Genomic DNA, 25,002 nt, shown 5'->3' with positions numbered 1-25,002 from the left:
GATCGGCATGGCCCAGCCCAGCAGACAAATGATCAACGTAGCGATTGAACTCCTGCGATATGTCCATCACGCCCCCAGTCAAAATTCACGCTGCGTTTATGATAGCATAATTTATGACACAGTAAGACTAGTCGGAGGCGCACAAGATGTTTCGCAGAAGCCTTTATCTGAACCACTTGCCGGTGCTCAGCCTGCAGCCGGAACAACTCTCGCGCTACAGCCTGCGCCGCTCGACCCGCGAGGACCACCTGTGCAGCTCGGAGGTGGCCGCGTTGTGTTTGGCCCTGGCGGGTGAGCAGCATGCAGGCGAGACGTTGGAGACCTGCTCCAATAAGCTGTACTGCACTCACTAACGCGAATTTCCCAAACCTCAGGGGGTTGAACGCTCATATTTACCTGCAAAATGGCAAATCGATTTTTCTGAACGTTCAACCATGATTCAAACAACAAAAATACTGGTTGCGTTTGCCACCGGCTGGGGCCCTAAATTCGGTGGCATTAACAGTTTCAACTCCGACTTGCTGCCAGCCGTAGCGTCCACGTTTCACAGCGATGTAAAAACAGTTTGTGTCGTTCCCAATGCCAGTAAAGCCGAGGTGGAAGCCGCTGAACGTGAAGGCGTGCTACTGGTTTCACTGAATCTTCCAGGCACCGAGGCATTCACTATCGAATTGGAAGCCGCAGTTATGCAAGCGCTGAAAAGTGCGGACGTTCAATGCCACACAACCGAAACGGTTTGGCTGGGACACGACCGAATTACCGGTGCCATCGCCTTGACCGCAGCCAAAAGATGCGGAGGCCTGTCGGCACTGATCCACCACATGAGTTATGGGAACTACGAGGAGTTTGCCGAAAGCAGTGCCCAGGCCCATGCCAAAGAAGCGGAGCAGAAACAACTGTTTGCCCAAGCCGACTTCGTACTGGCAGTCGGACCGTTACTGCGCGATGCGTTGTGCGACATGCTCGACGATAAAGAAGTTTCCATGCTCGTGCCGGGTTTACCGGAAATCACACCGCGAATGGAGCCACGCACCTTCAAAGCGTTTTTGAGCGGCCGCCTCAACGACAGCGCCCGCAAGATCAAACAAGCCTACTTGGGAGTGGCTGCCTTTGGCAATGCGGTTCGCCAGTGCACGGAGAATAGTGGTCTTCCTACCGCCTTGCACCGCGCCAGTGAACCACGGTTGGTTTTACGCGGGGTTGAATTTGAAGACTCTGCTGGAGAGACCGACCCGCAAGCTGAGAAAGCTTTAAAGGCATTTGCTGAAGGCTACGCAGGTTGCGTATTCGCTCTACGTGCTCTGCCATTCACCACCGACCGTGCTGCATTGTTCAATGACTTGCGTGCCGCCAGCGTGGCCATGATGCCCTCATGGCACGAAGGTTTTGGACTTGTTGCGTGGGAAGCTATAGCTGCCGGAGTGCCGTTAATCCTGAGTAGCAAAAGCGGTGCCTATCGACTTTTGAGGGAACTTGAAAGCGGGCATTACACGTCGATGGTGAGTGTCATTGAAGTAGCAGGCAGTCACCTGGAACCCCATTTCCAAGAGGAAGACCTAGAAGCCCTCGCCGCCGCCCTAATCCAGATTGCAAAAGACCCTGCGAAGCACAGAATAAAGGCAGTTCAACTGCGCAAAGACTTGCTGAACCACTACACCTGGGGCCACTGCGCAAAGCAGTTGTCCGACGCGTTAGGCTGGCGTTTCGGTGATGGCCCGGTCACCATAGCGCAGTCGCCCAGCGCACCAACTACCCCAACGTTGTCAACGCCAGCTACTGGATTGGTTCCGAAGACGAGTCTTGCTGAAATAAGGGCATCATTTTCCAGCACCTCAGCCATCGGCAGAACTTGGCAAAGAGACATTGCGGGTATGCGGATTGCCAGTCCGATTGTGAACAAGCTACTTGCCGCCATCGACGAAGGAAAACGCTCCATCTTGCTCACGGGCTTACCCGGCTCTGGTAAAACTTGCGTGATGTTGGAGGTGCAAGAAGCGCTGGAGCAGCGCGCCCAAACTCGCACTGACCTGGTCCCACTCTTTATCCAGTCACGCGAGTTCGCAGACCAGGCCACCGTACAAGACCGTCAGGCCCAAGGCTTGCCCGAGCAGTGGGTGGAAAACGCAGCACGCATGGCGGAAGAAATCAAGGTAGTTGTGGTCATCGACTCTTTGGATGTGCTGTCAATCGCCCGCGAGCACAGCGTGCTGACATATTTTTTGACACAAATTGACCGTCTGCTACTGATTCCCAATGTGACCGTGGTCACCGCCTGTCGTGACTTTGACCGCAATTACGACCGCCGCATAGCCGTGCGTAAATGGGATAGCGAATTAAAGTGCCCAGCCCTGAACTGGGGGAGCGAAATTACACCACTGCTTACGAAACTCGGCATCGACACGTCCAACATCGACACCGTGACCCGCGAGCTGATTCAAAACCCGCGTGAATTAGCTTTGTTTGTCGAACTGGCTCAACGGAATGGCAGCTTCAATGCTGTAACCAGCCACGCCCTGTCGCAGCGATACCTCAAAACCATTGTGCAAGATGATGTTGAACTGGGTGACTTGGCGATTGAAGCTATTGAAGCGATTGCCGACGAAATGCTGAGAACACGCAGTCTGGCAGTGCCTCGCCAGCGTTTTTCGGCTTCGCAAGATATCCTGCTGACATTACTCAACCGCAACGTATTACACGAAACGCAGGAAGGGAAGTTGGCGTTCGGACATCAAACCCTGCTGGATGTGTTAGTGATTAGCAGAGCCGTGCGCAAGGGGGTAACGCTGAATACATTCATTCAAGACTTGCCCCCCGTGCCTTTCGTACGCCCAAGTATCCGCAGCTTTGTCGCGCAATTGGCCATTGGGGACCGACGTGAATTTCGAAAGCAGCTACGCACGGTTTTAACCGGGAACTCCGCTTTCCACGTTCGCCGCTTAGTGGCCGAATCATTTGCCGAACACAAGCCTCAGGACGACGACTGGCCTTTGATACGTGATTTGCGCAACAAGCACCGCGACGTGTTTCAAGTCATTTACACCGAAGCGGCGGCGATTGAATGGCATCACTTTTGGTTCAAGTATCTTGTGCCTGATCTGAAAAATACGCGTGATTCTGAAGGATTGGCAACGCATATGTATCGGGTGAAGCAGTGGAAGAATGACGATACCTCTGGCGTGTTGGCGTTCTGGTCGGAGACGCTAGAGTGGGATTGGGTCGACGCAACGCAGATCATTGGACGGTTGGGAGATTACTTGGCGGAAATCAATGTAGAAAGCCCGACATTGCTTGGGCCCTTGCTTGAGAAATTACTCAACTTACCACGACAAGAGCACAGTTTTCTGGGGCATGCGGTTGCGCGCTACGTTAGCGACGGTGGTATGGGTGATGCATTATTGTGGCGTTTTGTGGCTGGCGACATTACCAATGAGGATGTTTTGGCATTCAGGTTCGGTAACAAATTACGCTGTCACCCACACGAATTTGGCAATTCAAAAAATACCTTTTTCCACCAGCGGATGGAGAAATCCACGACTTTGCTGGATCTGGCACTGGCGTCGCTTGAGCAATGGAGCCACACCAAGAGATCGCGGTATGGCGAAACCAGCACAGGCTATTGGTCTGGTTTTTTGCGAGAAACGTCATACAACGATGACCACAGCCAACTGGATCACCGACACGTTGATAGTGAACGGGTGCTGCTGGACGCGGTCGAAGCCGCCATCCTGAAACATGCAAAAATGCACACAGACTGGTGGAATGCCAACCGTGAACGTCTGTGTTCCAACAACGAGGGAGCATTGCGCTACTTCGCCATCCTCGGATGCACTGCGGCTCCTGAAGCCAACATGGGCGTTATTGAGCAGATGTTGTGCGACATGGAACTATTGGGCTCCGATCTCTCATACGAGTTGGGCACCTTGATACAAACGGCGTTCATACACCTTCAAACGCCCGCACAAGATGCTGTGTTGGCGGCAATCCTGTCCATGAGAGAGGATGAAGCCACCGATGATCGCCACCGCGCCTGGATATCTATGGAGCGAGCACAACTGATCGCGCCCATTCCTTGCTATCTGCGCTCACCAGAGGCACAGGCACTATTGGACGCACAGGAAAAGGCTGAAGGACTCTTCATTCGCCAGCCCCGCATAGGGATGCGTGGTGGCATGGTTGGTGCACCGTTTTCATTCGAGGTATTTCTTAACGCCAGCGACGCTGGGGTGCTGAGTTTGCTGGCGCATTACACAGGGCTTTTAGACGAACATCGCGACGACTTCCTGATCGGTGGAGAACGCGAAGTTGGCTGGCAACTGCGCGAAGCAGCGTCCCGCAGTCCAATCCGTTTCCTGGGTTTATTGCCTGCGCATTGGACCGATCTTTCCGAACGGTTTCGCAATGACATCATGGACGGTGTCGCCACTTACCTGGCGCACCGCTATGGCAACTTGCAGGCCAATGCCGCCTGGAAACCGCGTGACGAACCTGATGCCCCCACCTTGGCGCGGAAAATTCTTGATGAACTGGAGGAACATCTCACACACTGGCAACACAACCGCGCTGCGTCCAATGCCCTTCAAGCCTGTGCCCATGTCATCGCAGACACGCAAGAGGCGACCCGGTTGGTGGTTCTGGCAACTGGTTTTGAAAATCTTGAAGAGGAAAGCTCCATCTCAGGCGATTCAGTCGATCTGCTGACCACGGGCATCAATATGGCGCGTGGTCACATCGCCGAAGCTCTGATGATCTTGGCCAATCAACTTCAAGAAAAAGACATCCCATGGCCCGAGTTGTTATCGCCCACGCTAAGCCGTTTTGCAGGCGACAAACATCCTGCGATTCGTGCTTTGATCCTGCGACGCTTGCCCTTTATTCAGAGTCGAAATCCGGGGCTGGGCTGGGATTTATTCCGCAGCACCATGCAAGATTCGACCGGACTATGGGAAAGTGCAGAGCCTTGCCTTTACTACGCCTATCACGACAACTTTGAACTGGTCGCACCATTGCTGGCGCGCCTTCCCAGCGAAGGTAGAGGCAAAGACTTAGAAACATGGGGTCGCATTTCGGCGTTGGCGGCACTGACGAAACAACTCGACTTCTCGATTTTTCTCGAAGAGTTGAAAGTGCTAGACGCCACAGACGCCTGGCGGGGTGCTGCAAGTGTTTGGACACACTCTGAGAACATAAGGAAGCAACGTGAACAATGCCTCACAGGCATCGAAGCTGGCCTGAATGCCCGTAGCGCTCACGCCAACGCAGTTGCTGGGAAAACGGATCACTTGTTCACAGAAGGTGCATTGACAATATCGGTGCCTACAAAGTTGATCCAGCACTGCTTTGATGTGCTCGAAAAAGACGGCGATAACAAACATCACCGCCTCATGGGCTTGGATGCATGGTTAAACACCACCGCACAACACAATCCAGAGCAAGCCTTAGCGGTCACTGAGATTTATCTGGCCTATGTCAAACGTACCAAGCTGTACTTGCACGACTACGAAAACAATCTCACCCAGCTATTAACCCGCCTATTTGCCGAAGCAGAAGAACGAGAAGAATCCGACAACGGTGACATGCTGCAACGTGTAGTAGCGGTACAAGACGTGTTGCTGGGACTGGGGGTTGATGGCATAAACAATTGGCTTAAAGCAGCGGAGCGACCATGAATGAACTCAGCCTGACTGAAAACGCCTGCTCGCGGCAAAGAGTGAGAAAAAGCCGTTCAGATTCCGTGGGGTCTGCGCGGCAGGCTATTAACTTTGCAGCGTTTTGCGGAGCTTACCTATTCTGCGGCGGCACGTCCGTGTACCTGCCATGCCAATGCTTTCGCCCAGCGTAGGGTGTGGTGTAGCCCGGCAGACCACGCACCTGAATGACAGCGCTGCAAAGGAGCCAACGGCGGGCTGAACAGAAAACGATTGTTGAAGACTGGGGCATATCGTTTGGACTTGACCCGTTTCCGTGGACAGTTTTGAACTTCTTGATACAGCAACTCAAATCACGCTAAACCCATGCGTGCCATCCCGCCCCAACTGGTCCACCAAACCGTATTCCCAATCCAGATAACCCTGCATCGCTTCACGCGGATTGTCCGTGCCTTCGTAGGGACGGCGGTAGCGGTCCGTGCGGGGTGAGGCGAGGTGGGTTTCGCCATGCTCCAGCGGCAGGCCCGCCTCCATCCAGGCCAGCGTGCCACCTTGCAGCACCAGCACCTCAGCACCCGTCAGGCGGGCCAAATCGACGGCGGCGTAGCGCGCCAGCAGGCTGCTGCCGCAGGTGAGCACATAGCGTTTCGCGCCGGGGATGCGCGCTGCCGCCTGCGCCAGCTCGGAGCGCAGCACAAACCAGGCACCCGGGATGTGGCGTTTGACATAGTCGGCGCTGGTGGTGAAGTCCAGCACGGCCGTGTGGCCTGCGGGCTCAGTTTGCAACCACTGCGCCAACTGGGCCGGCGAGGCCCAGGCGATTGGCCCCTGCGGTTCCGGCACGGGTGAAGGCGACGCGCCGACCTCATTGAAGTCGCCGGCCTGGGCGCCATCGAGCACCCACACATCCCAGCCCATCTGCGCCAGCCACGACGCGCTCATGTTGGCGCGCACGCCATCGAGGTCGGCCAACACGAGGCGGGCGCCACGCACGGGAGCGGACACATCGGACTCCTGCACCAGCTGGCCGCCGGGCGCACTGCGGAAGCCCGGCAAATGACCCGCTGCAAATTCTTCGGGCGTGCGCACGTCGTAGGTGTACGTGGTGCGGCCGGCTTCTGCGGCGAAACGCGCCAGGTCCTCGGCGTGGGCGCGCTTGACGCCCGCACGGTCGGCCACGGCACGGGCCTGTTGGGCGGATTGGGCACGTTGCTCGTCTGAAACAGCCGTGAAGCGGCGCTCAGCCCCGTGCTCCAGTTTTTGACCGGCCAGGGTCCAGCCGATGGTGCCGTTACGCAAGGCCGACACCGGATTGGAAATGCCGGCATTCACCAGCGACTGGGTGCCGATGATGCTGCGGGTTCGGCCCGCGCAGTTGACGATGATGCGGGTGGCCGGGTTGGGTGCCAGCGCCTGGGCACGCAGCACCAGTTCGGCCCCCGGCACGCTGATGCCGGTCGGAATGCTCATGGTCTGGTACTCGTCAAAACGACGGGCGTCCAGCACCACCACGTCGGCTTCGCTGTCCAGCAGCGCCTTGACTTCTTCGGCAGACAAGGACGGCGTGTGGCGCTGCGATTCCACCAGTTCGCCAAAGGCCTTGCTTGGCACATTGACGTCCTTGAAAATCTCGCCACCGGCGCTGCGCCAGCCTTGCAGGCCGCCGTCCAGCAGCGCGACATCGGTGTAGCCCAGTTGCTGCAGCGTGCGTGCCGCCGGGTCGGCCAGCCCTTCGCCGTTGTCGTACACCACGATTGCTGTGGCGCGACGCGGGATACGGCTCCAGGCATCCAGCTCAAGGCGCCCGGCCGGGAAGTTGGCGGCGAACAGCGGATGGGCCTGGGCAAACGGGTCTTCCTCGCGAACGTCGATCAGGGCAATTTCCTGCCGGGCCAGCAAGGCCTGGCGCACATCCTGGAAAGTTTTTGAGGGCAAAGGTAAGGTCATGGATATTCTGCAAAAAATGATTCAGCGCGTCGTGCTTTGCGTTGCTTTCAAGGCATTCAACTCGGCGGACAGGTCCCAGAAATTGGGTAGGGAGGCGTTGCTGTAGCCGGACACAAAGGGCTTGCGCGTGCCGTCGTCCAGGTACACCGAGCGTTGTACGGCGCCGATGTTGGCGCCATAGACATGGATGCTGATGGAGGGCTGGTCCGCCAGTGCGTTGCTGACACGGTGCACATCGCCGATGCGGGGCGACACCGCTTCCACCTGGCCCGGCGCCAGCGTGTGTGGCGCTCCCTGGGGCGCCCAGCGGCCGTCGCCGGTGCGGGCATAGGCTTGCGACTGCTCTGCGCCACGCAGCAGGCCGATCAAGCCCCAGACCGTGTGGTCATGGATGGGCGTGCTCTGGCCGGGTCCCCAGACAAAGCTGACGACGGAAAAGCGCCCCAGCGCGTCAGCATGCAGCAGATTCTGCTGATAGCGCTGCGGATCGGGCTGGGCATAGGCTTCGGGCAGCCAGTCGTCGTGGGCGACCAGCTGGGCCAGCAGCGCGCCGCCTTGGTCCAGGATCTCGGGTTCACTCGGGTGGCGGTCGAGCAGAACGGCCAATTGCTGCACAAAGCTGCGCAGCCGGGCCAGGTTTGGTGAGGAGGATGAGGTGGTCATGCGTGGCCCCTGAAAAAGGCTATTTCACCCGATTTCCGGCGGACTTTGTCGGGGTTTTACACTTGAGGGTTTTCCCGGTCCCTATTTTGATTATTTTTGCAAGGCTGCAATGAGTGCTTTTCTAGAAGAAACCGTTTTGAGCGTTAACCACTGGACGGACCGACTGTTCAGCTTCACCACCACGCGCGACCCGTCGCTGCGCTTCTCCAACGGGCATTTCACGATGATTGGCCTGCGCGGCGAGGGCGGCAAACCGCTGCTGCGCGCTTACAGCATCGTCAGCGCCAATTACGAAGATCACCTCGAATTCCTGAGCATCAAGGTGCAGGACGGCCCGCTCACCTCGCGCCTGCAGCACATCAAGGTCGGCGACAAGATCGTGGTCGGGCGCAAACCAACCGGCACGCTGCTGATCAACTACCTGTTGGAGGGCAAGCACCTGTACCTGATAGGCACCGGCACCGGTCTGGCGCCTTTCTTGAGCATCGTGCGCGATCCCGAAACCTACGAGCGCTTCGAGAAGGTCATTCTGGTGCACGGCGTGCGCGACGTGGCGGAACTGGCTTACCGCGACTACCTGACGAATGAGCTGCAGGACAACGAGTTTCTGGGCGAGATGGTCAGCAAACAGCTGCTGTATTACCCCACGGTCACGCGCGAAGCCTTTGTCAATCAGGGCCGCGTCACCACGCTGCTGGAGAGTGGCAAGATACAGGCCGATCTGGGCTTGCCACCGCTGGACCCGGCCTACGACCGCGTCATGATTTGCGGCAGCCCTGGCATGCTGCGCGACTTGAAGCACCTGCTGGAAAAGCGCGATTTCATCGAAGGCAACACCACCAAGCAGGCGGACTTCGTGATTGAACGGGCTTTTGCCGAGCAGTGATGCCGACGGCGGCCAAGCCGCCGTCAACCCGCACTCACACCGTCGCGTCGTGAAACAGCACCAGATTGCCCCCGGCTTTTTTGGACTGGTACATGGCGGTATCGGCCCACTTGAGGATGTCGTCCTGGCTGGCTTCATGGTTGACGAACAAGGCCACGCCGATGCTGACGGTACAGAGGTGCTCGATAAAGGTGGCTTCCTTGCCGTCCTGCCGGATGCACAGGCGGTAGGGCTCGGTCAGAACGGAGCGGATGATTTCGGCAATCACCGCCGCTTGTGTGGTTGCCCTGGCCTTGTCTGAATCCAGCTCGCACAACATCACCACAAATTCATCGCCACCGAAGCGCGCCACCGTGTCTTGCTCACGGACACATGTTTGCAGTCGGCTTGCCGCATCGGCCAAGAGCAAATCGCCAACGTCATGCCCGTGCGTATCGTTGAGCGGCTTGAAGTTGTCCAGATCCAGAAAGATCAGCGCGCCATAGCGACCACTGCGCTTGCTGGCCGCGATGCTCTGGCCCAAGCGGTCATTGAGCAGGCGCCGGTTGGGCAGTTCGGTCAGGGTGTCGTAGAAGGCCAGTTGATGCACCTGCTTTTCCATCTGCTTGCGCTCGGTGATGTCGCGTATGCAAACGTGAATGGCGGGTCTTGCGTCGTAGACGATGGCCGTGCCCTGGACTTCCACGTCAATGGCTGCGCCATCGAGTTTGAGAAATCGCGACTCCACCATCGGCTTGATCAGCACATGCTCGTTAATGCTCTTCATCCGCGCCATCTGCGCCTCAAGATAGTCCGGGTGAATCAGCTCCGTCGTCGATTTACCCAGCAGGCCTTGCGCATCCTTGGCGCCGAACAGCTTGATGGCCGCCGAATTGACGTACAGGATTTTGCCGAGCCGATGAACCAGTATGGACTCGGGCGACCATTCGATCATAGTGCGGTAACGTTCTTCACTGTCCTGCAGCGCCGCCTGCACCTCCTTGTGCGCGGTGATGTCTTGCGCAATGCCAATGGCACTCAGCGGCGCGCCATCCGGCGCAAATTCCAGTTCCGCCTTTTGCCGGACCCAGCGGACTGCGTGGCCCACCACGATGCGGTGCTCATGGTCAAAGGTTTCACCTTTGAAGGCGGCCAACCAGGCGCGATCCACCGCTTCGCGGTCGTCTGGATGAACACGCTTCAGGTAGGCCGCATGACTGCCCGTGGTGCCCTCAGGCAAACCGAAAATACGACAGGTTTCGGTCGATAAACGCATGGTGTCGGCGCCGATGTCAAAGACCCAGCTTCCGACTTTGGCGACCGCTTGTGCCCGGTGCAGCTCGGCCTGGCTCGCCTTCAGGTCAAAGGTGCGGCGGGCGAGGTCACGGCCGACGGTATGCAGTTCATTGAGGCGTTTGCGGTAAGCGCGCACGAGAAAGCTGAACAGAACGGTCGACAGGATGATGACCAGGTACGCGATGACAATCGGCGGGCGAACACCATCCATGAAGATCGCGATGCCGGTCACGCCACCCCACGCGCCCAGTGCCAGCACATTGATGGCGGCCTGCGTAGGCCACCTACCGGAGCGCATGCTCCGCCCGAATCCGAGCCACCAGGTCCGTCACGGCCCGGTTGGCCAGCGCTGGCGCCGTCGTGTTTTCGATCTGCGCCCGGATCAGGCGCTCCAGCGTTTCCGGCTGCGGTGTCAGCGGGCCAAAGAAGCGCGGCTCGGTCCCCACGGCCATCAGCAGGGTGGGAAAGTCTTCCACGTCCAGCGGGTGCAGCAGGTCGGCTTCGTCTTCCACATCAATCCAGAGAAAGCGCGCCTGCGGGAACTTGGCCTGCACCTGCTCGAAGCGTTGTGCATAGTCGCGGCACACGCCGCACCACTCGGCGCACAGGCAGACAACGAGGACAGAGGGGGGCAGCGCCGGGTCTTCAGGATTCATGGGGTGATGATCTCAAAAATCGTTATGCCTATTTTGCGATAACCAAATGGGAAATAAGTAGTTTGGGTTTTAACGATGGCCACCCACAATTCACCGCATGGTCCCTCTCATCATCATTCCCGGCTGGCGCGACTCCGGCCCCGGTCACTGGCAAAGCCTGTGGGCAGAGCAACTGCCCGGCGCGGTGCGGGTGCAGCAGGACGACTGGATCACGCCTTCGCGCAGCGCCTGGGTGGCGTCCATCACCCGCACCATCCTCGAACAAGCCGGCCCGGTGGTGATCGTCGCGCACAGCCTGGGCTGCATCGCCACCACCCATTTGCCACGCGAGGCGGCCGAACGCATTCAGGGCGCACTGCTGGTGGCCCCGGCCGACCCGGAACGCCGCGGCATCCTGGCCGACTTTGCGCCCGCACCGTATCAGCCGCTGCCCTACCGCAGCATCATCGTGGCCAGCAGCAACGACCCGTTTTGCCCGGTGCGCACGGCCGGCGCATATGCGCGGGCTTGGGGATCTGAGTTTGTGCGGCTGCAAAAGGCCGGCCATATCAACATCGATTCCGGCTTCGGCGCCTGGCCGCTGGGGCTGGCGCTGCTGCAATCCTTGACCGGCGACAGCTACGCCGCCGCCCTGGTCACTTCGCCCTCTCCTTCACGTCATTCACCCGCACTCCAGGAATCCGTATGAAATTCAAACAAAAAGTGACTCTAGCCCTCGTCGGTGTTGCGCTTACAGCTAGCAATTTAGTAGCAGCTCAAACGACGCTGCTGAACGCCTCCTACGACGTGGCGCGCGAGTTTTACAAGGACTACAACGGCGCCTTCGTGGCGCATTACAAAAAGACCACCAGCAAGGACGTGAAAGTCGACCAGGCCCATGGCGGCTCCAGCGCCCAGGCGCGCGCCGTGAATGACGGGCTGGAGGCCGACGTGGTGACCATGAACACCACCACCGACATCGACTTTCTGGCCAGCACCGGCGTGGTGTCCAAGGACTGGGCCAAGCGCTTTCCCGGCAATGCCTCGCCCACCAGCTCCACCATGCTGTTTCTGGTGCGCAACGGCAACCCGAAAAACATCAAGGACTGGAACGACCTGGTCAAGCCCGATGTGAAGGTGATCGTGGTCAACCCCAAGACCGGCGGCAACGGCCGCATGGCCTATCTAGCGGCCTGGGGTTACGTGCGCAAGACTGGCGGCACCGATGCGCAAGCGGCCGAATTCGTCGGCAAGCTCTACAAGAACGTGCCGGTGCTGGCCAAGGGCGGGCGCGACGCCACCACCATCTTTTTGCAGCGCAATATTGGCGACGTGCTGGTGACCTTCGAGTCGGAAGTGGTATCGGTGGACCGCGAATTCGGCGCCGGCAAGGTCGATGCCGTGCACCCCTCGGTCAGCATCGTGGCCGAAAACCCGGTGGCGGTGGTGGAGCGCACCGTGGCGAAGAAGGGCACGGCCGAGCTGGCCAAGACTTATCTGGACTACCTGTATTCGGACGAGGCGCAGGAAATTGCCGCCAAACACGGGCTGCGTCCGCGCTCGCCGGCCGTTCTTAAAAAGTACGCCAGCACCTTCAAGCCGATTCAGCTGTTCACCGTGAATGAGTATTTCGGCTCGCTGGCCGAAGCGCAAAAAGTGCACTTCAACGACGGCGGCCAGTTCGACAAACTCTACACCGTCAAATAAATGACCGCCGCCATTCTGACTGCGCCGCTGGCGACGGGTAGACCCGTGTCCAAGCGAGCGGCCCGGCGCGTGCTGCCGGGCTTTAATTTGACGCTCGGCTTCACGCTGTTTTACCTGAGCCTGATCGTGCTGATCCCGCTCTCGGCGCTGGTGTTCAAGACCTTCACGCTGACCTGGGAGCAGTTCTGGGCGGCGGTCGCCAGCCCGCGCGTGCTGGCCTCGTACCAGCTGACCTTTGGCGCCTCGTTCATCGCGGCGCTGGTCAACGTGGTGTTTGGCCTGCTGGTGGCCTGGGTGCTGGTGCGCTACCAATTCCCCGGCAAGAAAATCATCGACGCGCTGGTGGACCTGCCGTTTGCGCTGCCCACCGCCGTGGCCGGCATCGCGCTCACCGCCCTGCTGGCGAGCAACGGCTGGATTGGCCAGCTGCTGGAGCCCTATGGCATCCAGCTGGCCTTTAACCGCAACGGCATCGTGATCGCGCTGATCTTCATCGGCCTGCCCTTCGTGGTGCGCACGGTGCAGCCGGTGCTGGAGGACGCCGAGAAAGAACTCGAAGAAGCCGCCACCTGTCTCGGTGCCACGCGCTGGCAGACCTTTCGCTTTGTGATTTTCCCGACCATTGCGCCGGCGCTGCTGACCGGCTTTGCCATGGCGTTTGCGCGCGCCATTGGTGAATACGGCTCGGTCATCTTCATCGCCGGCAACATGCCGATGATTTCGGAAATCACGCCGCTGATCATCATCGGCAAGCTCGAGCAATACGACTACGCCGGTGCCACCGCCGTGGCGGTGGTGATGCTGGGCTTCTCGTTTGTATTGTTGCTGATCATCAATGGGCTGCAAGCCTGGCAGCGCCGCCGTTCGGGAGCTGCCTCATGAGTACCCGCACCATTCGTCGCGCCAAATCCGGCACCACCGAGTCGGCCTGGGTCCGCTGGACGCTGATCGGCATCGCCTTGGGTTTCATCTTCCTGTTTTTGGTGCTGCCGCTGGCGGCTGTCTTCACCGAAGCCCTGCGCAAAGGCGTGGGCGCCTATCTGGAGGCGCTCAAGGAGCCCGATGCCTGGACCGCCATTCGCCTGACCCTGCTCACCGCCGCGATTGCCGTGCCGCTGAACCTGGTGTTTGGCGTGGCCGCCGCCTGGGCGATTGCCAAGTACGAATTCCGCGGCAAGGCGTTTTTGACCACGCTGGTCGACTTGCCGTTCTCGGTGTCGCCGGTGGTGGCGGGCCTGGTCTATGTGCTGCTGTTTGGCGCCCATGGCTGGTTCGGCCCCTGGCTGCAGGCGCATGACATCAAAATCATCTTTGCCGTGCCGGGCATCGTGCTGGCCACCATCTTCGTCACCTTCCCGTTCATCGCGCGCGAGCTGATCCCGCTGATGCAGGCGCAGGGCACCGAAGAAGAACAGGCCGCCATGGTGCTGGGCGCCACCGGCTGGCAGACCTTCTGGCATGTGACGCTGCCCAACATCAAGTGGGGCCTGGTCTACGGCGTGATTTTGTGCAACGCCCGCGCCATGGGCGAGTTTGGCGCGGTGTCGGTGGTGTCGGGCCACATCCGGGGCCAGACCAACACCATGCCGCTGCATGTGGAGATTCTCTACAACGAATACCAGTCGGTCGCCGCCTTTGCCGTGGCCTCGCTGCTGGCGCTGCTGGCGGTGCTGACCCTGGTGATCAAGTCGGTGGTGGAGTGGCAGTTTGAACGCGAGCAGAAGGCGGCGGCGGAATTACCACCTGAGCATCCACAGCCCATTTAGACATTTCCATGCATTCGTCATCCCGAGTGCCACGCTATTGTCATTGCGAGCGCAGCGCGGCAATCCATGGCTCCTGGATTGCCGCGCTGCGCTCGCAATGACGGGAACCAAGAAAGAAAAATCATGAGCATAGAAATCCGCAACATCAGCAAAGACTTCGGCACCTTCCACGCGCTGCGCGACGTGTCGCTGGACATTGATTCCGGCGAACTCGTCGCGTTATTAGGCCCGTCCGGCTGCGGCAAGACCACACTCTTGCGCATCATCGCCGGCCTGGAAACGGCCGACACCGGCAGCATTCTGTTCAGCGGCGAAGACACCACCGACGTGCATGTGCGCGAGCGCAACGTCGGCTTTGTGTTCCAGCACTACGCCCTCTTCAGGCACATGAGCGTGTTCGACAACGTCGCTTTCGGCCTGCGCATGAAACCGCGCGCCACCCGCCCGAGCGAATCCGTGATCAAACAAAAAGTGCACGAACTGCTGGGCCTGGTACAGCTGGACTGGCTGGCCGACCGCTACCCGGCACAGCTCTCGGGCGGCCAGCGCCAGCGCATTGCCCTGGCGCGGGCACTGGCGGTGGAGCCCAAAGTGCTGCTGCTGGACGAGCCTTTTGGCGCGCTGGACGCCAAGGTGCGCAAGGAGCTGCGCCGCTGGCTGCGGCGCCTGCATGACGACTTGCACGTCACCAGCATTTTTGTCACGCACGACCAGGAAGAAGCGCTGGAAGTATCGGACCGTGTCGTGCTGATGAACGCCGGTCAGGTCGAGCAGATTGGCTCGCCGCAAGACGTCTGGGACCATCCGGCCAGCCCGTTTGTCTACGGTTTTCTGGGCGACGTGAACCTGTTCCATGGCCGCGCCCACGAAGGCGAAATGCTGATCGGCGAGGAGCACAACGGCCTGCGCCTGACCACACCGGAGCACCATGATGTGCAGGACGCCAAAGCCTTTGCCTATGTGCGGCCGCACGACCTGGAGGTGCAACGCTACACGCCGGGCATAAGCGCGGCGGATCAGCCCAAAGGCATCGTCGCCAAACTCACGCGCGCCATTGTGGTGGGACCGATTGCGCGGCTGGAGTTGCTGCCGCTGGACGCCGCCGCCTCGGGCGGCGAGGAGATTATCGAAGCGCATATTCCGGCGCAACTGTTCCATGAACTCGGCCTGCAAACCAACGACACCCTGGTGCTGACGCCGCGCAAGGCGCGGGTGTTTGTGGCATAGACGCCTGCCGACGAAGCATTTTTGAACTTGGTTCGCTGGCGGACAGACCCAGCACGCAACGACGCGTATCGTGTCAAGATTGAGATCCAATCCACGAACCCGAGATACACCATGCTGCAATCACGCGAAGGGCAAAAAGTCCCCCAAGTCACATTCCCGATTCGGGTCAATGGCGAATGGCAGAAAGTCAATAGCGATGCCTTGTTCAAGGACAAAACGGTGGTGCTGTTCGCGCTGCCGGGGGCCTTCACGCCGACCTGCTCCAGCACCCACCTGCCTCGTTTCAACGAGCTGGCCGGCGTATTCAAGGCGAATGGGGTTGACAGTGTGATCTGTTTGTCCGTCAACGATCCTTTCGTGATGGAGACCTGGCAAGAGGAGCAGAACGCCGAAGGCATCTATTTCCTGCCCGACGGCAACGGTGAATTCAGCGAAGGCATGGGCCTGTTGGTGGACAAGTCGGAGATCGGCCTGGGCAAGCGCAGCTGGCGCTATTCCATGCTGGTAAAGAATGGACTGATTGAAAAAATGTTCATCGAGCCTGAGGAGCCGGGCGATCCTTTCAAGGTGTCGGACGCTGACACCATGCTGAACTACATCAACCCCAAGGCCATCTGTCCGCCGCGCGTCACTTTTTTCGGCAAACCCGGCTGCCAGCACTGCGCGCGCGCCCGCAAGATGCTCAAGGACAAGGGCTACCGTTTTGAAGAGATCGAATTGGGTAGCCACGGCATCAGCTACAGCTCGCTGCAAGCGGTGAGCGGACGCGGCACGACGCCCCAGGTGTATATCGATGGCCAACACATCGGCGGCGCCGATGAGCTGGCCACCTGGCTGGCGAAGTAAGTTGGCACCGCCCGTGATCAAACCGGCCATGACACCCATTCACGTCGATGTCGCCATTGTCGGGGCCGGTACCGCCGGTATGGGTGCCTACCGGGCCGCCCGCGCCCACACCGATTCCGTCTTGCTGATCGAAGGTGGCACCTATGGGACGACTTGCGCGCGTGTCGGTTGCATGCCCAGCAAATTGCTGATTGCCGCGGCGGAGGCCGCGCATCAGGCGCAGCATACTGAGCCGTTCGGCGTGCAGGTGCAAGGCGTCACGGTGGACGGCGCGGCGGTGATGGCGCGCGTGCAGCGCGAACGCGACCGTTTTGTGGGCTTCGTGCTGGAGACGATTGACGCCATTCCGCAAGCTAACCGTTTGGCCGCCAAGGTCAACTTTCAGGATGCCAATACCCTGGTGACGGCGCAGGGCCAGTTGGTTCACGCCAGGCGCATCGTGATCGCCACCGGCAGCATGTCCGTCCTGCCACCGGTGTTGAAGGGATTGAGCGCGCGTTTGCTGAGCAATGAAAACGTATTCGACTTGACCACTTTGCCGACAAGTCTGGCGGTGTTCGGTCCGGGCGTGGTCGGGATGGAGCTGGCCCAGGCCATGAGCCGCCTGGGCGTGAAGGTCAAGGTGTTCGGTGTCGGCGGCGGAATTGCAGCCATTCAAGACCCGGCCATTCGCGACTACGCCAACCAGACCTTCAACGACGAGTTCTACCTGGACGCATCGGCCGAGGTGAAGTCAGTCCAGGAATCCGCCACCGGGGTCGAGGTCCACTACCGGCATAGCGACGGAACCTGGCAAACCGAGTCCTTCGACTATGTGTTGGCGGCGACGGGTCGGGCGCCCGATATCGCCGCACTGGGCTTGGAAAACACCGGACTAACGTTGGACGAAGGCGGCGTGCCGGTGTTTGATCGCACCACGCTGCAGTGCGGCAACAGCCCCATCTTTATTGCCGGCGACGCGAGCAACGACGCACCCCTGTTGCACGAGGCGGCCGACCAGGGTCGCATCGCTGGTGAGAATGCCGGCCGTTATCCCGATGTCCAACCGGGCTTGCGCCGCACGCCTCTGGCGGTGGTCTTCACCGACCCGCAAGTGGCGTCGGTTGGCTTGGACCTGAAGCAGCTGGAGCAGCATTTCAAGGGTCGGTTCGAGGTGGGCCTGGTGTCCTTCGAGGACCAGGGACGCAGCCGGGTCATGCTGCGCAACAAAGGGATTTTGAAGGTCTACGGCGAGCAAGGCAGCGGCTTGTTTCTGGGCGCGGAAATGTTCGGCCCCGCCGCCGAGCACATTGGCCATCTGCTGGCTTGGGCGGCGCAACAACGCATGACGGTGTCCGCCATGCTGGACATGCCTTTCTACCATCCGGTCATTGAAGAAGGCTTGCGCACCGCGCTGCGCGATCTCAATCACAAGCTGCACATCGGCCCGGAACCGATAGCGCGTTGCATGGATTGCGGGCCAGGCGCCTAGCGCCTACTTTCCTAACGTGGCTTGCAGCGTAATTTCCGGCACCGCAGCCAGCGCGATCGAGAGTGGACAGTTTTTCTTGGCGCTTTGCGCGATCTCTTGAAATTTCTGCTCATCGAGACCAGGCACAACCGCTTGCAGGGTGAGCGCGATTCGGTCGATCTTGAAGCCTTCGCCTTCCTTGACCAGACGCACCACCGCCGTCGTGTCGATGGACGTGGTGGCGAGCCCCGCTTTTTCACAGGCGAAGGCAAACGCCATCGTGAAGCAGGCGGCGTGGGCTGCGCCCAGGATCTCTTCCGGATTGGTGCCCTTGCGGTCGTCGCCAAAACGGCTGGCGAATCCATAAGGGTGGTCCTTGAGCGATCCGGTCTCCGTGCTGATGTTGCCGATGCCCGTCTTACCGGCACCTTCCCAGTGAACGCTGGCTGTTTTCTCTGTCATGGTGAATCCTTTCGAAGTAGGCAGCCAGTGTGTACATCCAGAAAGGAGAAGTCTGTAGGACGGCACCGCATGCTATGCACCCGTCGCTGGCTACGTTATTTTGAAGACCGTTCGAATTGTTTTAGAACCGGCTTTTTCCTCAAAAACAGCCCGTTGCTTGATGCCTTTCGCCAAGACGAAGGTGCTGGCAAGAGGGTGTTGTCTCGCGCCGGCATCCTGAACAGCGATAGCTCGCTGGGGTAAAGTCAAACCATGAACCCCCACCCGCCCATCACATTGCGCCCACGCTGGCAGCGCTGGGTCTGGTTGCTCTGCGGCGTGCTCAGCCTGATCACCGGCGTAGTGGGCATTGTTTTGCCGCTCTTGCCAACCACGCGCTTTGGACCCATGGTGCGGGACTGGCGAGCCCAACGCGCCCTGCCTTTGCGGGCTAAACAACTGGCCATGGCCATGTGGCTGTGGCGCCTGCCTACGAGAAAAACCGAGCCCCGACTACGCTGAACGCCCATGAAAAAAACACTTATCGCCACCGGATGGGTAGGCCTGAGTCTGGCCGCACTGGCAGACCCGTTGGTGCTGATCGACACGCATGCGCACTTTCAAACCATACCGTTCAAGGACCTCGAAGCATCGCACAGGACCGCCCTGAAGCAGATGGACCAAATGAACATCGGCAAATCACTGCTGATGCCGCAGCCATTTGCCACCAACACACCCAAATGGTTTTATGACATTGAAGACCTGCTGTTCGCGGCCAAAGCCAATCCTGATCGCTTTGCGGTATTGGGCGGCAGCACACTGAACGTCATGCTCCACAGCACGGCGGCGGAGGCGGTGGACGATGGCATACGAAGCAAATTCCGCGAACGTGCACAGAAGATCGTGTCGCTGGGTGCCGTCGGGTTTGGCGAAATTTCGGTTCTGCATGTGTCCATTCCCGCCATGGGTGCCAACCATGCCTACGAAATGGTGCCGGCGGACCACCCCTTGCTCTTGATGCTGGCCGACATTGCCGCGGAGAACGACATCCCCATTGACCTGCATTGCGATCTGGTGCCGCAAGACATGCCGCTGCCCGAGAACCTGCGGGCCAACCACCTGAATCCCCCGGAGCTGCAAGGCAACCTGCCGGCCTTCAAACGTTTGCTGGCGCACAACCCCAAAACAAAAATTGTGTGGGTGCATGTGGGTTTCGAGCCATTGCTGACGCGTCACCCCAAGCGGGTTCGCGCCTTGCTGCAGGAGCACCCCAACCTGTTCATGAGTTTTCGGCTTAACCGCGGGCATCCCAGTCCTGCGGCGGCCATGGACATGGACGGTAAGCTCAAGTCAAGCTGGATCGATCTGGTGCACGAATTTCCGGATCGATTCATGCTGGGCAGCGATGCGTTCTACGACCGCAACGGAATCGCCAGAGGCTCGGGCGACGACGGCATGAATAATTTGCGGGGCTTGATCACACAACTGCCAGAGCCTTTGGCCGCCCAGGTGGCGAGTGAAAATGCCATCCGCCTGTACCGCCTGAAAGCGTTGGCGACCCAGTAGCTTGGCGATGAGCAGCCACCCGGGCGAGGGACGGCGGCGAAGCGCGTCAGAGGTGGTGCTGTACAGTCCCTGTTTTCATCAAAGAGCGTTGACATGAGCAACAAAGGGCAAGAATCCGCTGTGGTGTACGGCACCGAAGACCTGCTGACCAGCCTGTGCAACTCGGTTACCCGCGTGCTGAATGTGGCGACCCATTGCCAGATTCACTATTCCGGCATGGTGCAGCGCATCACCAAAACCTGCCTCAAGCCCGACATTGGCTGCTTTGTGCTGTTTGACGGCGGTTTTTCTGGCCTGGTGGTCATCAATTTCTCGGCGCAAACCGCCATGGAGCTCTACGAGAGCTACATGCTCAACATGGGCATGCCTAAGAGCGAACTGGCAAGTTCCCACACCTCGGATGAAGTAAGCAACATCATGGGCGAGCTGATGAACCAGATCGTGGGCGATTTCACCGGCAAGGTACGGCGTGAACTGCAAACCCACATCACCCAGAACCAGCCCAAGATGCTGGTGCTCAACAAACAAGTGGCCTTGAGTGTGGACACCCACCTGGACAAACCGGAAGCCCGGCGCGTGACCTTCTACACCGGTAAAAACAACATTTTTTACCTTGAGCTGGCGATCGACCGCACCGAGTTCATCAAGCTGCATGACTTTGAGGTCCACGAAGTGACCAACCCGGACGAGTTGATTGCCCAGACCCACGCAGAGCAGAATGCCAGCGCCCCAGCGGCAGAGGCGGTTGACCATGAGGCACTCATGAAATCGCTGGGCATGTAGGCGGGCTTGATCATTGGACAAAAGGCCGGTGTGCCTGAGCGCAAACGTGAGATGCCCCGGCCGCAGGGGCTGCTGTCAGAGGCGCTGACTCAATCCGTGTCGCCTTTGTCGGTCAATTTTTCCCGCGTGGCCTTGGCGCAAGAATTGCGTGACTCCAGATCCTGCAAATGATCGGTCCCACCATGAACAAAATCGGCGTATTTTTCGGTACCGAAACCGGCACCACTCGGCTGATTGCCAAGAAGATCCAGAAGAAGCTGGGCGACGACATCGCCAGCAAACCCCTGAATGTCAATCGCATCACGCCCGCCGAAATGCTCCAGTACGACGCGCTGATTCTGGGGACGCCGAGCTACGGTGTCGAGGAAATCCCGGGCCTTCAAGCCGGCGGACAGGAGGCCAATTGGGCGGAGTTTCTGGCGCAATTGAACCTGGACAAGCCGGACTTCTCCGGCAAGCGCATCGCCCTGTTCGGCCTGGGCGCCCAGGAACGTTACCCCGAACGCTTTGCCAGTTCGCTCATGCGGTTGTATGAGGTCTTCAAGGGCTATGGCGCCGAGCTTGTCGGCAGCTGGAGCACCGAGGGCTATACCTTCGAGCAGTCCGCCGCCGTCGTTGACGGACGTTTTGTTGGGCTGGTGATCGATCAGCGCACCCAGAGCATGCACACGGACGAACGCATTGAGGGCTGGGTGGAGCAGGTCAGGCCCTTGCTGCTGGAGAAGATCGGTGTGACCGTGTAGCTGACGGACCAACCCTAGCCCGCGTGCGCGGCTTGGCCCAGTTGCTCACAAGCAAAAAGATAGCCATCCACCGCCGTTTGCATTGCCGTCTCAAACTCGACAATCGATGCGCCATGAAACGTGATGATGTCGTTAATGTCGATCACACGGCCCACAATGATTTTGTCATCCGTATCAAATTCCATTTGAGCCGTATAGCCCTTGTAGATCATTTTGTTCATGCTGACACTCCTTTTTGGTATGCCATCACACTTTGGTGATGGCAGTTTTATGAACGCTGGCAAGTTTGGCACGATTCCCCGCCTCAACGAAACGCCTTGGCCCCAGGGCTGCGCTTGCGCCGAGGTTTGCCAGCTTGGGCATAGGCCTCGGCGCTGAACGACTGCCGCTGCGCCAGCAAGTCAGGCGCATCAACCAAGGCGGCAATTTCGGTGATGTCCGGCTCCGCCACGCCCACCGATCGAAAGTGGCTCTGCCAATCGTTGACCACGGCAATGATCTTGAGAACCGCGTTGGCAGCGTCCAGGGGGAATAAGTCAAAGTCATCCACCACCGTCATGGCTTCAGACAGGCCGGGCTCCCGGCTGGTATCGGAGATCATGAACTGGTGCTCCAGCGCCCCGGAACCGGTCGGAACGATGTCATAGCCCGGACTGAGTTCGAGCTTCATGGTGCGGCCACTGATGTGGCACAGCAAGGCATGGTTTTTTTCGTGATCGTCGGTGTTGGCGACCAGAATATTGAAAATCATGCGCCGGAACAGTTCGTGCAACTGGGCATCCAGCGTGCGCGGATCGGCCGAACGCCGCAGGGCGCGCGCCAGTTGCGGGTAACCAAACTCGGGCTCCATGCCTTCTGGCAGCTCTGAGCGCAAGAGCGTGCAGGCCGACAGGCAATGCAAGCGCACACCGTGGTGGCGATCAAAGCGTTTGACAGCAACAGCGTGTTCGCCCCGAAGCCGAACCGGCAGCGTTTGCGCGACCTGAAGGCCCGCCTTGTGGGCCAGTGTCATGGTGGCGTGCTCCACCAAGGGCAGATTGAAAGGCTCGCCGTTGTAAAACTTGAGCACCCATTCTTCACCCTCAATGGCAATCGCCGCTTTCGGCTTGGCGCCACCCAGACCGCAACTGGCACCCAGCAGCGCCCGCTGCCGCGCCTGCAACTCGTCGACGCCCGACTCGATGATCTGGATCGCCTCATTCAGGTCGCTGGCGTCCTCCAGGCGCGGCAGCGACCGCGCCATGAAGGGGATGTAAGCACGGCTGGAGGTAGAAACGCCCATCGCGCCAAAGCGCTCGTCACCGGCAAAGTAAAGGTTGTCAAACACCGACGCGCCCGGCTTGTACAAGTACCGGATCACCTTTTCGCCCCAGCGGTCAGGGCGCGCATCATCGAGTGCGCCGGGCGCGCCGGGTTGCCGAGCGGTGTGATGCACGGGCGTCCATGTTTGCGCCACGAGCGGCATATCGTCGCTCAGGGCAAACCCGGTTTCAAGCCACGCTGGGTCGTACGTCAGGCCGACAGCGCCATTGTTTTGGCGCGTGATCTCGCCAACCAGCCGGGGGTTTTGGGGGTCACTCAACATCCAGGCATAAAGCCGGTCTGGCGATGTTTGATGGGCAATTTTGGTGGCCATGGCGTGCGCTACAAATCGACTGGCGGCTTGACTGATGCCCGGTTTTTGCGGGCCACCTTGGCGCGGGCTTTGCCGAGGTCGATGGCTTCCTGAATATTCATCTCCAACGCACCCTTGTCATGCTCCGGCGACGCGATGCGTGCCAGTTCACCATCGCGGCCAATGAGCCACAAGGCGGTGGCGTAAATGCCCATGGACACCGAGGGGTCGCCGGATTCAAGCCGCGTCAAAGTCGGAATTGAAACACCAATTCGCTTGGCGCGCGTAGCCAGCGACTCCTTGCGTCGCACCCGGGCCACCGCCAGATGCGAGCCCAATGTCTCAAGGGCACGCATGGTCTGCGGTGGAATTCTGGAAAGGGCGGTAGATTGTTTTGACATGGTTTATGAATATAGAGTTCATCTTTACATGCTATTTTGTCAATATCTATATTCATAAATGACGGCTTCAAGCGGTTGAAATTGTGCAGGCACAGCGTGCGGCCATCGCAATTCACTTCACTTTTGATAGCTTCTCGCGCAATGATGACGGGGGCTTGAGGCTAATTTGATTGCTATATCTTTCAAATATGACCCAACGGCAGCGCCATGGCACGTTGGGACAACGGAAAGGGCTCGCTCACAGGCGCAATGACAAAGCCGGATTTAAGTTGAAGCGCATCCAGCACCTCGATAAAACCCTTGTCCAGCTTGCATAAGGCGGAGTGTTTGATCTCGATGACGCGCAGCTGACCGCCGGGCAACTCCAGCAACAGATCAATTTCATTGCCGCGGGCGATGCAGAAAATGCTTGGCAATTATTCATGTCTGCATTTTGAAACCATGGGTTTCGATTTACAACCTGATATTGACGACTGGAGGGTTTATGTCGTGCGTTTCGACCCGCAGAGCCGATGCTGCTGTTGATGCCAAGCGGTTGAACGGTTGTCACATTACAAAAAACCACTGCGGCCTCGCTAGCACTGGCGTGGTAACGTCATCGGAGCAAATACAAAGGGAGATAGAAATTGGGATTATTTAACACCAAGGCGACAACACATCTGACACCTGAGCTCCCTGACAAAAAAGAGTCTGCTGATGTTAAATATGACAAGCCTAAGATACTTCTCATAGACTTAGAGTCAGGCGCCTTTGAGGCGCTGGCCGACACTGGGTTCAATGTAAAAGAAGGTACGTTCGGGTTGCCATACAAAGTGCCGATGACCTCAGGATTTCAGCCACTTATTTCAACGCCTCGTCTCCCCAACTACGCAGAGCAAGAAATCGTCGTCGTTGATCTTCAATTTGAAATTGCGGATCAGCCCGTTGGCGAAAAAAATGGACCAGACGGCGATCTTGATTTATGGGGGAAGTGTAATTACGGGGTCATTGATCCGCGCATGCGTGCAGCTGGGATTGTAAAAAGTGACTTCGACAGAATCTTGCATGCAGGCGGAGTATTTGTGGTTTTCGCTCCCAATAAAACTCAAGGTCAAACCAAAATCGGCAGGCTTCAATATCGAAACTTTGAAGCTGAAAAAGACTGCACTTGGAGCGAATGGAGCTTCATATCTGATTTGCATGATATGGAAGTCTCTCACGATCAGGGTGAGGAAATGAGCGTTGTTGACCTGATTTCCCCGCTTGGGAGACTTATCAAAACCCACCTTTCAGGAGGCATTGTCCTGGTCAAGTTTTTTCGTACAGACCGATAGGTTGTTTGATTGCCGATTTCTGCTCGAAAGCATTGGGTGGCAAGTTGCCCAGTGTGGAGTGCAACCGCTGGCTGTTGTAGAAGCTGACGATGT

The 25,002-nt window shown here is 58.8% G+C and carries 23 protein-coding genes and 1 pseudogene; 15 read left to right on the top strand and 9 right to left on the bottom strand.

Annotated features, from left to right (window positions below):
- Positions 1 to 134 precede the first annotated feature (134 nt).
- Both C5P05_RS29290 and C5P05_RS29285 read left to right on the top strand, forming a co-directional pair.
- Positions 135 to 320 (top strand): annotated as a pseudogene (locus C5P05_RS29290) (DTW domain-containing protein); the annotation flags it as partial.
- Positions 321 to 434: 114 nt separating this feature from the next.
- Positions 435 to 5,666 carry a glycosyltransferase gene (locus C5P05_RS29285; RefSeq protein WP_232834711.1) on the top strand — a complete coding sequence of 1,744 codons (5,232 nt, stop codon included), beginning with the start codon at positions 435 to 437 and terminating at the stop codon, positions 5,664 to 5,666.
- A gap of 327 nt (positions 5,667 to 5,993) precedes the next feature.
- Here the strand turns inward: C5P05_RS29285 and C5P05_RS29280 are convergent, their stop codons facing one another.
- Both C5P05_RS29280 and C5P05_RS29275 read right to left on the bottom strand, forming a co-directional pair.
- Positions 5,994 to 7,592 carry a rhodanese-related sulfurtransferase gene (locus C5P05_RS29280; protein ID WP_114973408.1) on the bottom strand — a complete coding sequence of 533 codons (1,599 nt, stop codon included), beginning with the start codon at positions 7,590 to 7,592 and terminating at the stop codon, positions 5,994 to 5,996.
- A gap of 21 nt (positions 7,593 to 7,613) precedes the next feature.
- Positions 7,614 to 8,255, bottom strand: coding sequence for a cysteine dioxygenase (locus C5P05_RS29275; protein ID WP_114973407.1), 642 nt, complete (start codon positions 8,253 to 8,255; stop codon positions 7,614 to 7,616).
- Positions 8,256 to 8,364: 109 nt separating this feature from the next.
- On the opposite strand from C5P05_RS29275, the gene C5P05_RS29270 reads away from it, so the two are divergent.
- Entirely contained in the window at positions 8,365 to 9,141 is a 777-nt protein-coding gene (locus C5P05_RS29270; protein ID WP_114973406.1) for a ferredoxin--NADP reductase, read from the top strand.
- Positions 9,142 to 9,175: 34 nt separating this feature from the next.
- On the opposite strand, the gene C5P05_RS29265 is transcribed toward C5P05_RS29270, so the two are convergent.
- Both C5P05_RS29265 and C5P05_RS29260 read right to left on the bottom strand, forming a co-directional pair.
- On the bottom strand, positions 9,176 to 10,714 hold the full coding sequence (locus C5P05_RS29265; protein ID WP_114973405.1) for a sensor domain-containing diguanylate cyclase: 1,539 nt from the start codon (positions 10,712 to 10,714) through the stop codon (positions 9,176 to 9,178).
- Positions 10,701 to 11,072 (bottom strand): thioredoxin family protein, encoded by a 372-nt coding sequence (locus C5P05_RS29260; RefSeq protein ID WP_114973404.1) that lies wholly within the window; start codon positions 11,070 to 11,072, stop codon positions 10,701 to 10,703. The genes C5P05_RS29265 and C5P05_RS29260 overlap by 14 nt, the downstream gene beginning before the upstream one ends.
- 97 nt (positions 11,073 to 11,169) lie before the next feature.
- On the opposite strand from C5P05_RS29260, the gene C5P05_RS29255 reads away from it, so the two are divergent.
- The 7 genes from C5P05_RS29255 to C5P05_RS29225 all read left to right on the top strand — a co-directional run bounded on the left by C5P05_RS29255 (position 11,170) and on the right by C5P05_RS29225 (position 18,068).
- A complete protein-coding gene (locus tag C5P05_RS29255) occupies positions 11,170 to 11,760 on the top strand; it encodes an RBBP9/YdeN family alpha/beta hydrolase (RefSeq protein ID WP_114973403.1) in 591 nt (196 codons plus the stop codon).
- Entirely contained in the window at positions 11,757 to 12,758 is a 1,002-nt protein-coding gene (locus C5P05_RS29250; RefSeq protein ID WP_114973402.1) for a sulfate ABC transporter substrate-binding protein, read from the top strand. The genes C5P05_RS29255 and C5P05_RS29250 overlap by 4 nt, the downstream gene beginning before the upstream one ends.
- The gene (cysT, locus tag C5P05_RS29245) at positions 12,759 to 13,640 is read left to right on the top strand and encodes a sulfate ABC transporter permease subunit CysT (protein WP_114973401.1); all 882 of its coding nucleotides are present in this window, start codon (positions 12,759 to 12,761) and stop codon (positions 13,638 to 13,640) included.
- Positions 13,637 to 14,524, top strand: coding sequence for a sulfate ABC transporter permease subunit CysW (cysW, locus tag C5P05_RS29240; RefSeq protein ID WP_114973400.1), 888 nt, complete (start codon positions 13,637 to 13,639; stop codon positions 14,522 to 14,524). The genes cysT and cysW overlap by 4 nt, the downstream gene beginning before the upstream one ends.
- Positions 14,525 to 14,647: 123 nt before the next feature.
- Entirely contained in the window at positions 14,648 to 15,751 is a 1,104-nt protein-coding gene (locus C5P05_RS29235; RefSeq protein WP_114973399.1) for a sulfate/molybdate ABC transporter ATP-binding protein, read from the top strand.
- A gap of 111 nt (positions 15,752 to 15,862) precedes the next feature.
- Positions 15,863 to 16,597 carry a glutathione peroxidase gene (locus tag C5P05_RS29230; RefSeq protein WP_114973398.1) on the top strand — a complete coding sequence of 245 codons (735 nt, stop codon included), beginning with the start codon at positions 15,863 to 15,865 and terminating at the stop codon, positions 16,595 to 16,597.
- Between the two features lie 28 nt (positions 16,598 to 16,625).
- Complete coding sequence (locus C5P05_RS29225; RefSeq protein WP_114973410.1) at positions 16,626 to 18,068, top strand: dihydrolipoyl dehydrogenase; 1,443 nt, start codon at positions 16,626 to 16,628, stop codon at positions 18,066 to 18,068.
- Positions 18,069 to 18,071: 3 nt separating this feature from the next.
- Here C5P05_RS29225 and C5P05_RS29220 read toward each other — a convergent pair whose 3' ends face one another.
- Positions 18,072 to 18,509: an OsmC family protein gene (locus C5P05_RS29220; RefSeq protein WP_114973397.1), complete on the bottom strand. Its 438-nt coding sequence runs from the start codon at positions 18,507 to 18,509 to the stop codon at positions 18,072 to 18,074.
- A 252-nt stretch (positions 18,510 to 18,761) separates the two neighbouring features.
- Between C5P05_RS29220 and C5P05_RS29215 the strand changes: the two genes are divergently transcribed.
- From C5P05_RS29215 to C5P05_RS29200, 4 genes are all read left to right on the top strand, one after another.
- Positions 18,762 to 19,010, top strand: a complete 249-nt coding sequence (locus tag C5P05_RS29215) for a hypothetical protein (protein ID WP_114973396.1) — start codon at positions 18,762 to 18,764, stop codon at positions 19,008 to 19,010.
- A 6-nt stretch (positions 19,011 to 19,016) separates the two neighbouring features.
- Positions 19,017 to 20,054, top strand: coding sequence for an amidohydrolase family protein (locus C5P05_RS29210; protein ID WP_114973395.1), 1,038 nt, complete (start codon positions 19,017 to 19,019; stop codon positions 20,052 to 20,054).
- A gap of 93 nt (positions 20,055 to 20,147) precedes the next feature.
- Positions 20,148 to 20,837, top strand: coding sequence for a DUF3334 family protein (locus tag C5P05_RS29205; RefSeq protein WP_114973394.1), 690 nt, complete (start codon positions 20,148 to 20,150; stop codon positions 20,835 to 20,837).
- A 182-nt stretch (positions 20,838 to 21,019) separates the two neighbouring features.
- Positions 21,020 to 21,580, top strand: coding sequence for a flavodoxin (locus C5P05_RS29200; RefSeq protein ID WP_114973409.1), 561 nt, complete (start codon positions 21,020 to 21,022; stop codon positions 21,578 to 21,580).
- Between the two features lie 14 nt (positions 21,581 to 21,594).
- Here the strand turns inward: C5P05_RS29200 and C5P05_RS29195 are convergent, their stop codons facing one another.
- From C5P05_RS29195 to C5P05_RS29180, 4 genes are all read right to left on the bottom strand, one after another.
- A complete protein-coding gene (locus C5P05_RS29195) occupies positions 21,595 to 21,801 on the bottom strand; it encodes a hypothetical protein (protein ID WP_198674904.1) in 207 nt (68 codons plus the stop codon).
- 83 nt (positions 21,802 to 21,884) lie between these two features.
- Positions 21,885 to 23,216 (bottom strand): type II toxin-antitoxin system HipA family toxin, encoded by a 1,332-nt coding sequence (locus C5P05_RS29190; protein ID WP_114973393.1) that lies wholly within the window; start codon positions 23,214 to 23,216, stop codon positions 21,885 to 21,887.
- A gap of 8 nt (positions 23,217 to 23,224) precedes the next feature.
- Entirely contained in the window at positions 23,225 to 23,596 is a 372-nt protein-coding gene (locus C5P05_RS29185; protein ID WP_114973392.1) for a helix-turn-helix domain-containing protein, read from the bottom strand.
- A gap of 182 nt (positions 23,597 to 23,778) precedes the next feature.
- Positions 23,779 to 24,012: a hypothetical protein gene (locus C5P05_RS29180; RefSeq protein WP_114973391.1), complete on the bottom strand. Its 234-nt coding sequence runs from the start codon at positions 24,010 to 24,012 to the stop codon at positions 23,779 to 23,781.
- 210 nt (positions 24,013 to 24,222) lie between these two features.
- Here C5P05_RS29180 and C5P05_RS29175 point away from each other — a divergent pair, with 210 nt between their 5' ends.
- Positions 24,223 to 24,909 (top strand): hypothetical protein, encoded by a 687-nt coding sequence (locus C5P05_RS29175; protein ID WP_114973390.1) that lies wholly within the window; start codon positions 24,223 to 24,225, stop codon positions 24,907 to 24,909.
- The last annotated feature ends 93 nt before the right edge of the window (positions 24,910 to 25,002 follow it).

It is taken from the genome of Rhodoferax ferrireducens, assembly GCF_003347515.1.
Lineage (GTDB): Bacteria > Pseudomonadota > Gammaproteobacteria > Burkholderiales > Burkholderiaceae_C > Rhodoferax.
Note: the sequence above shows the minus strand (reverse complement) of the source record. Positions and strands in the feature narration are given on the sequence as shown.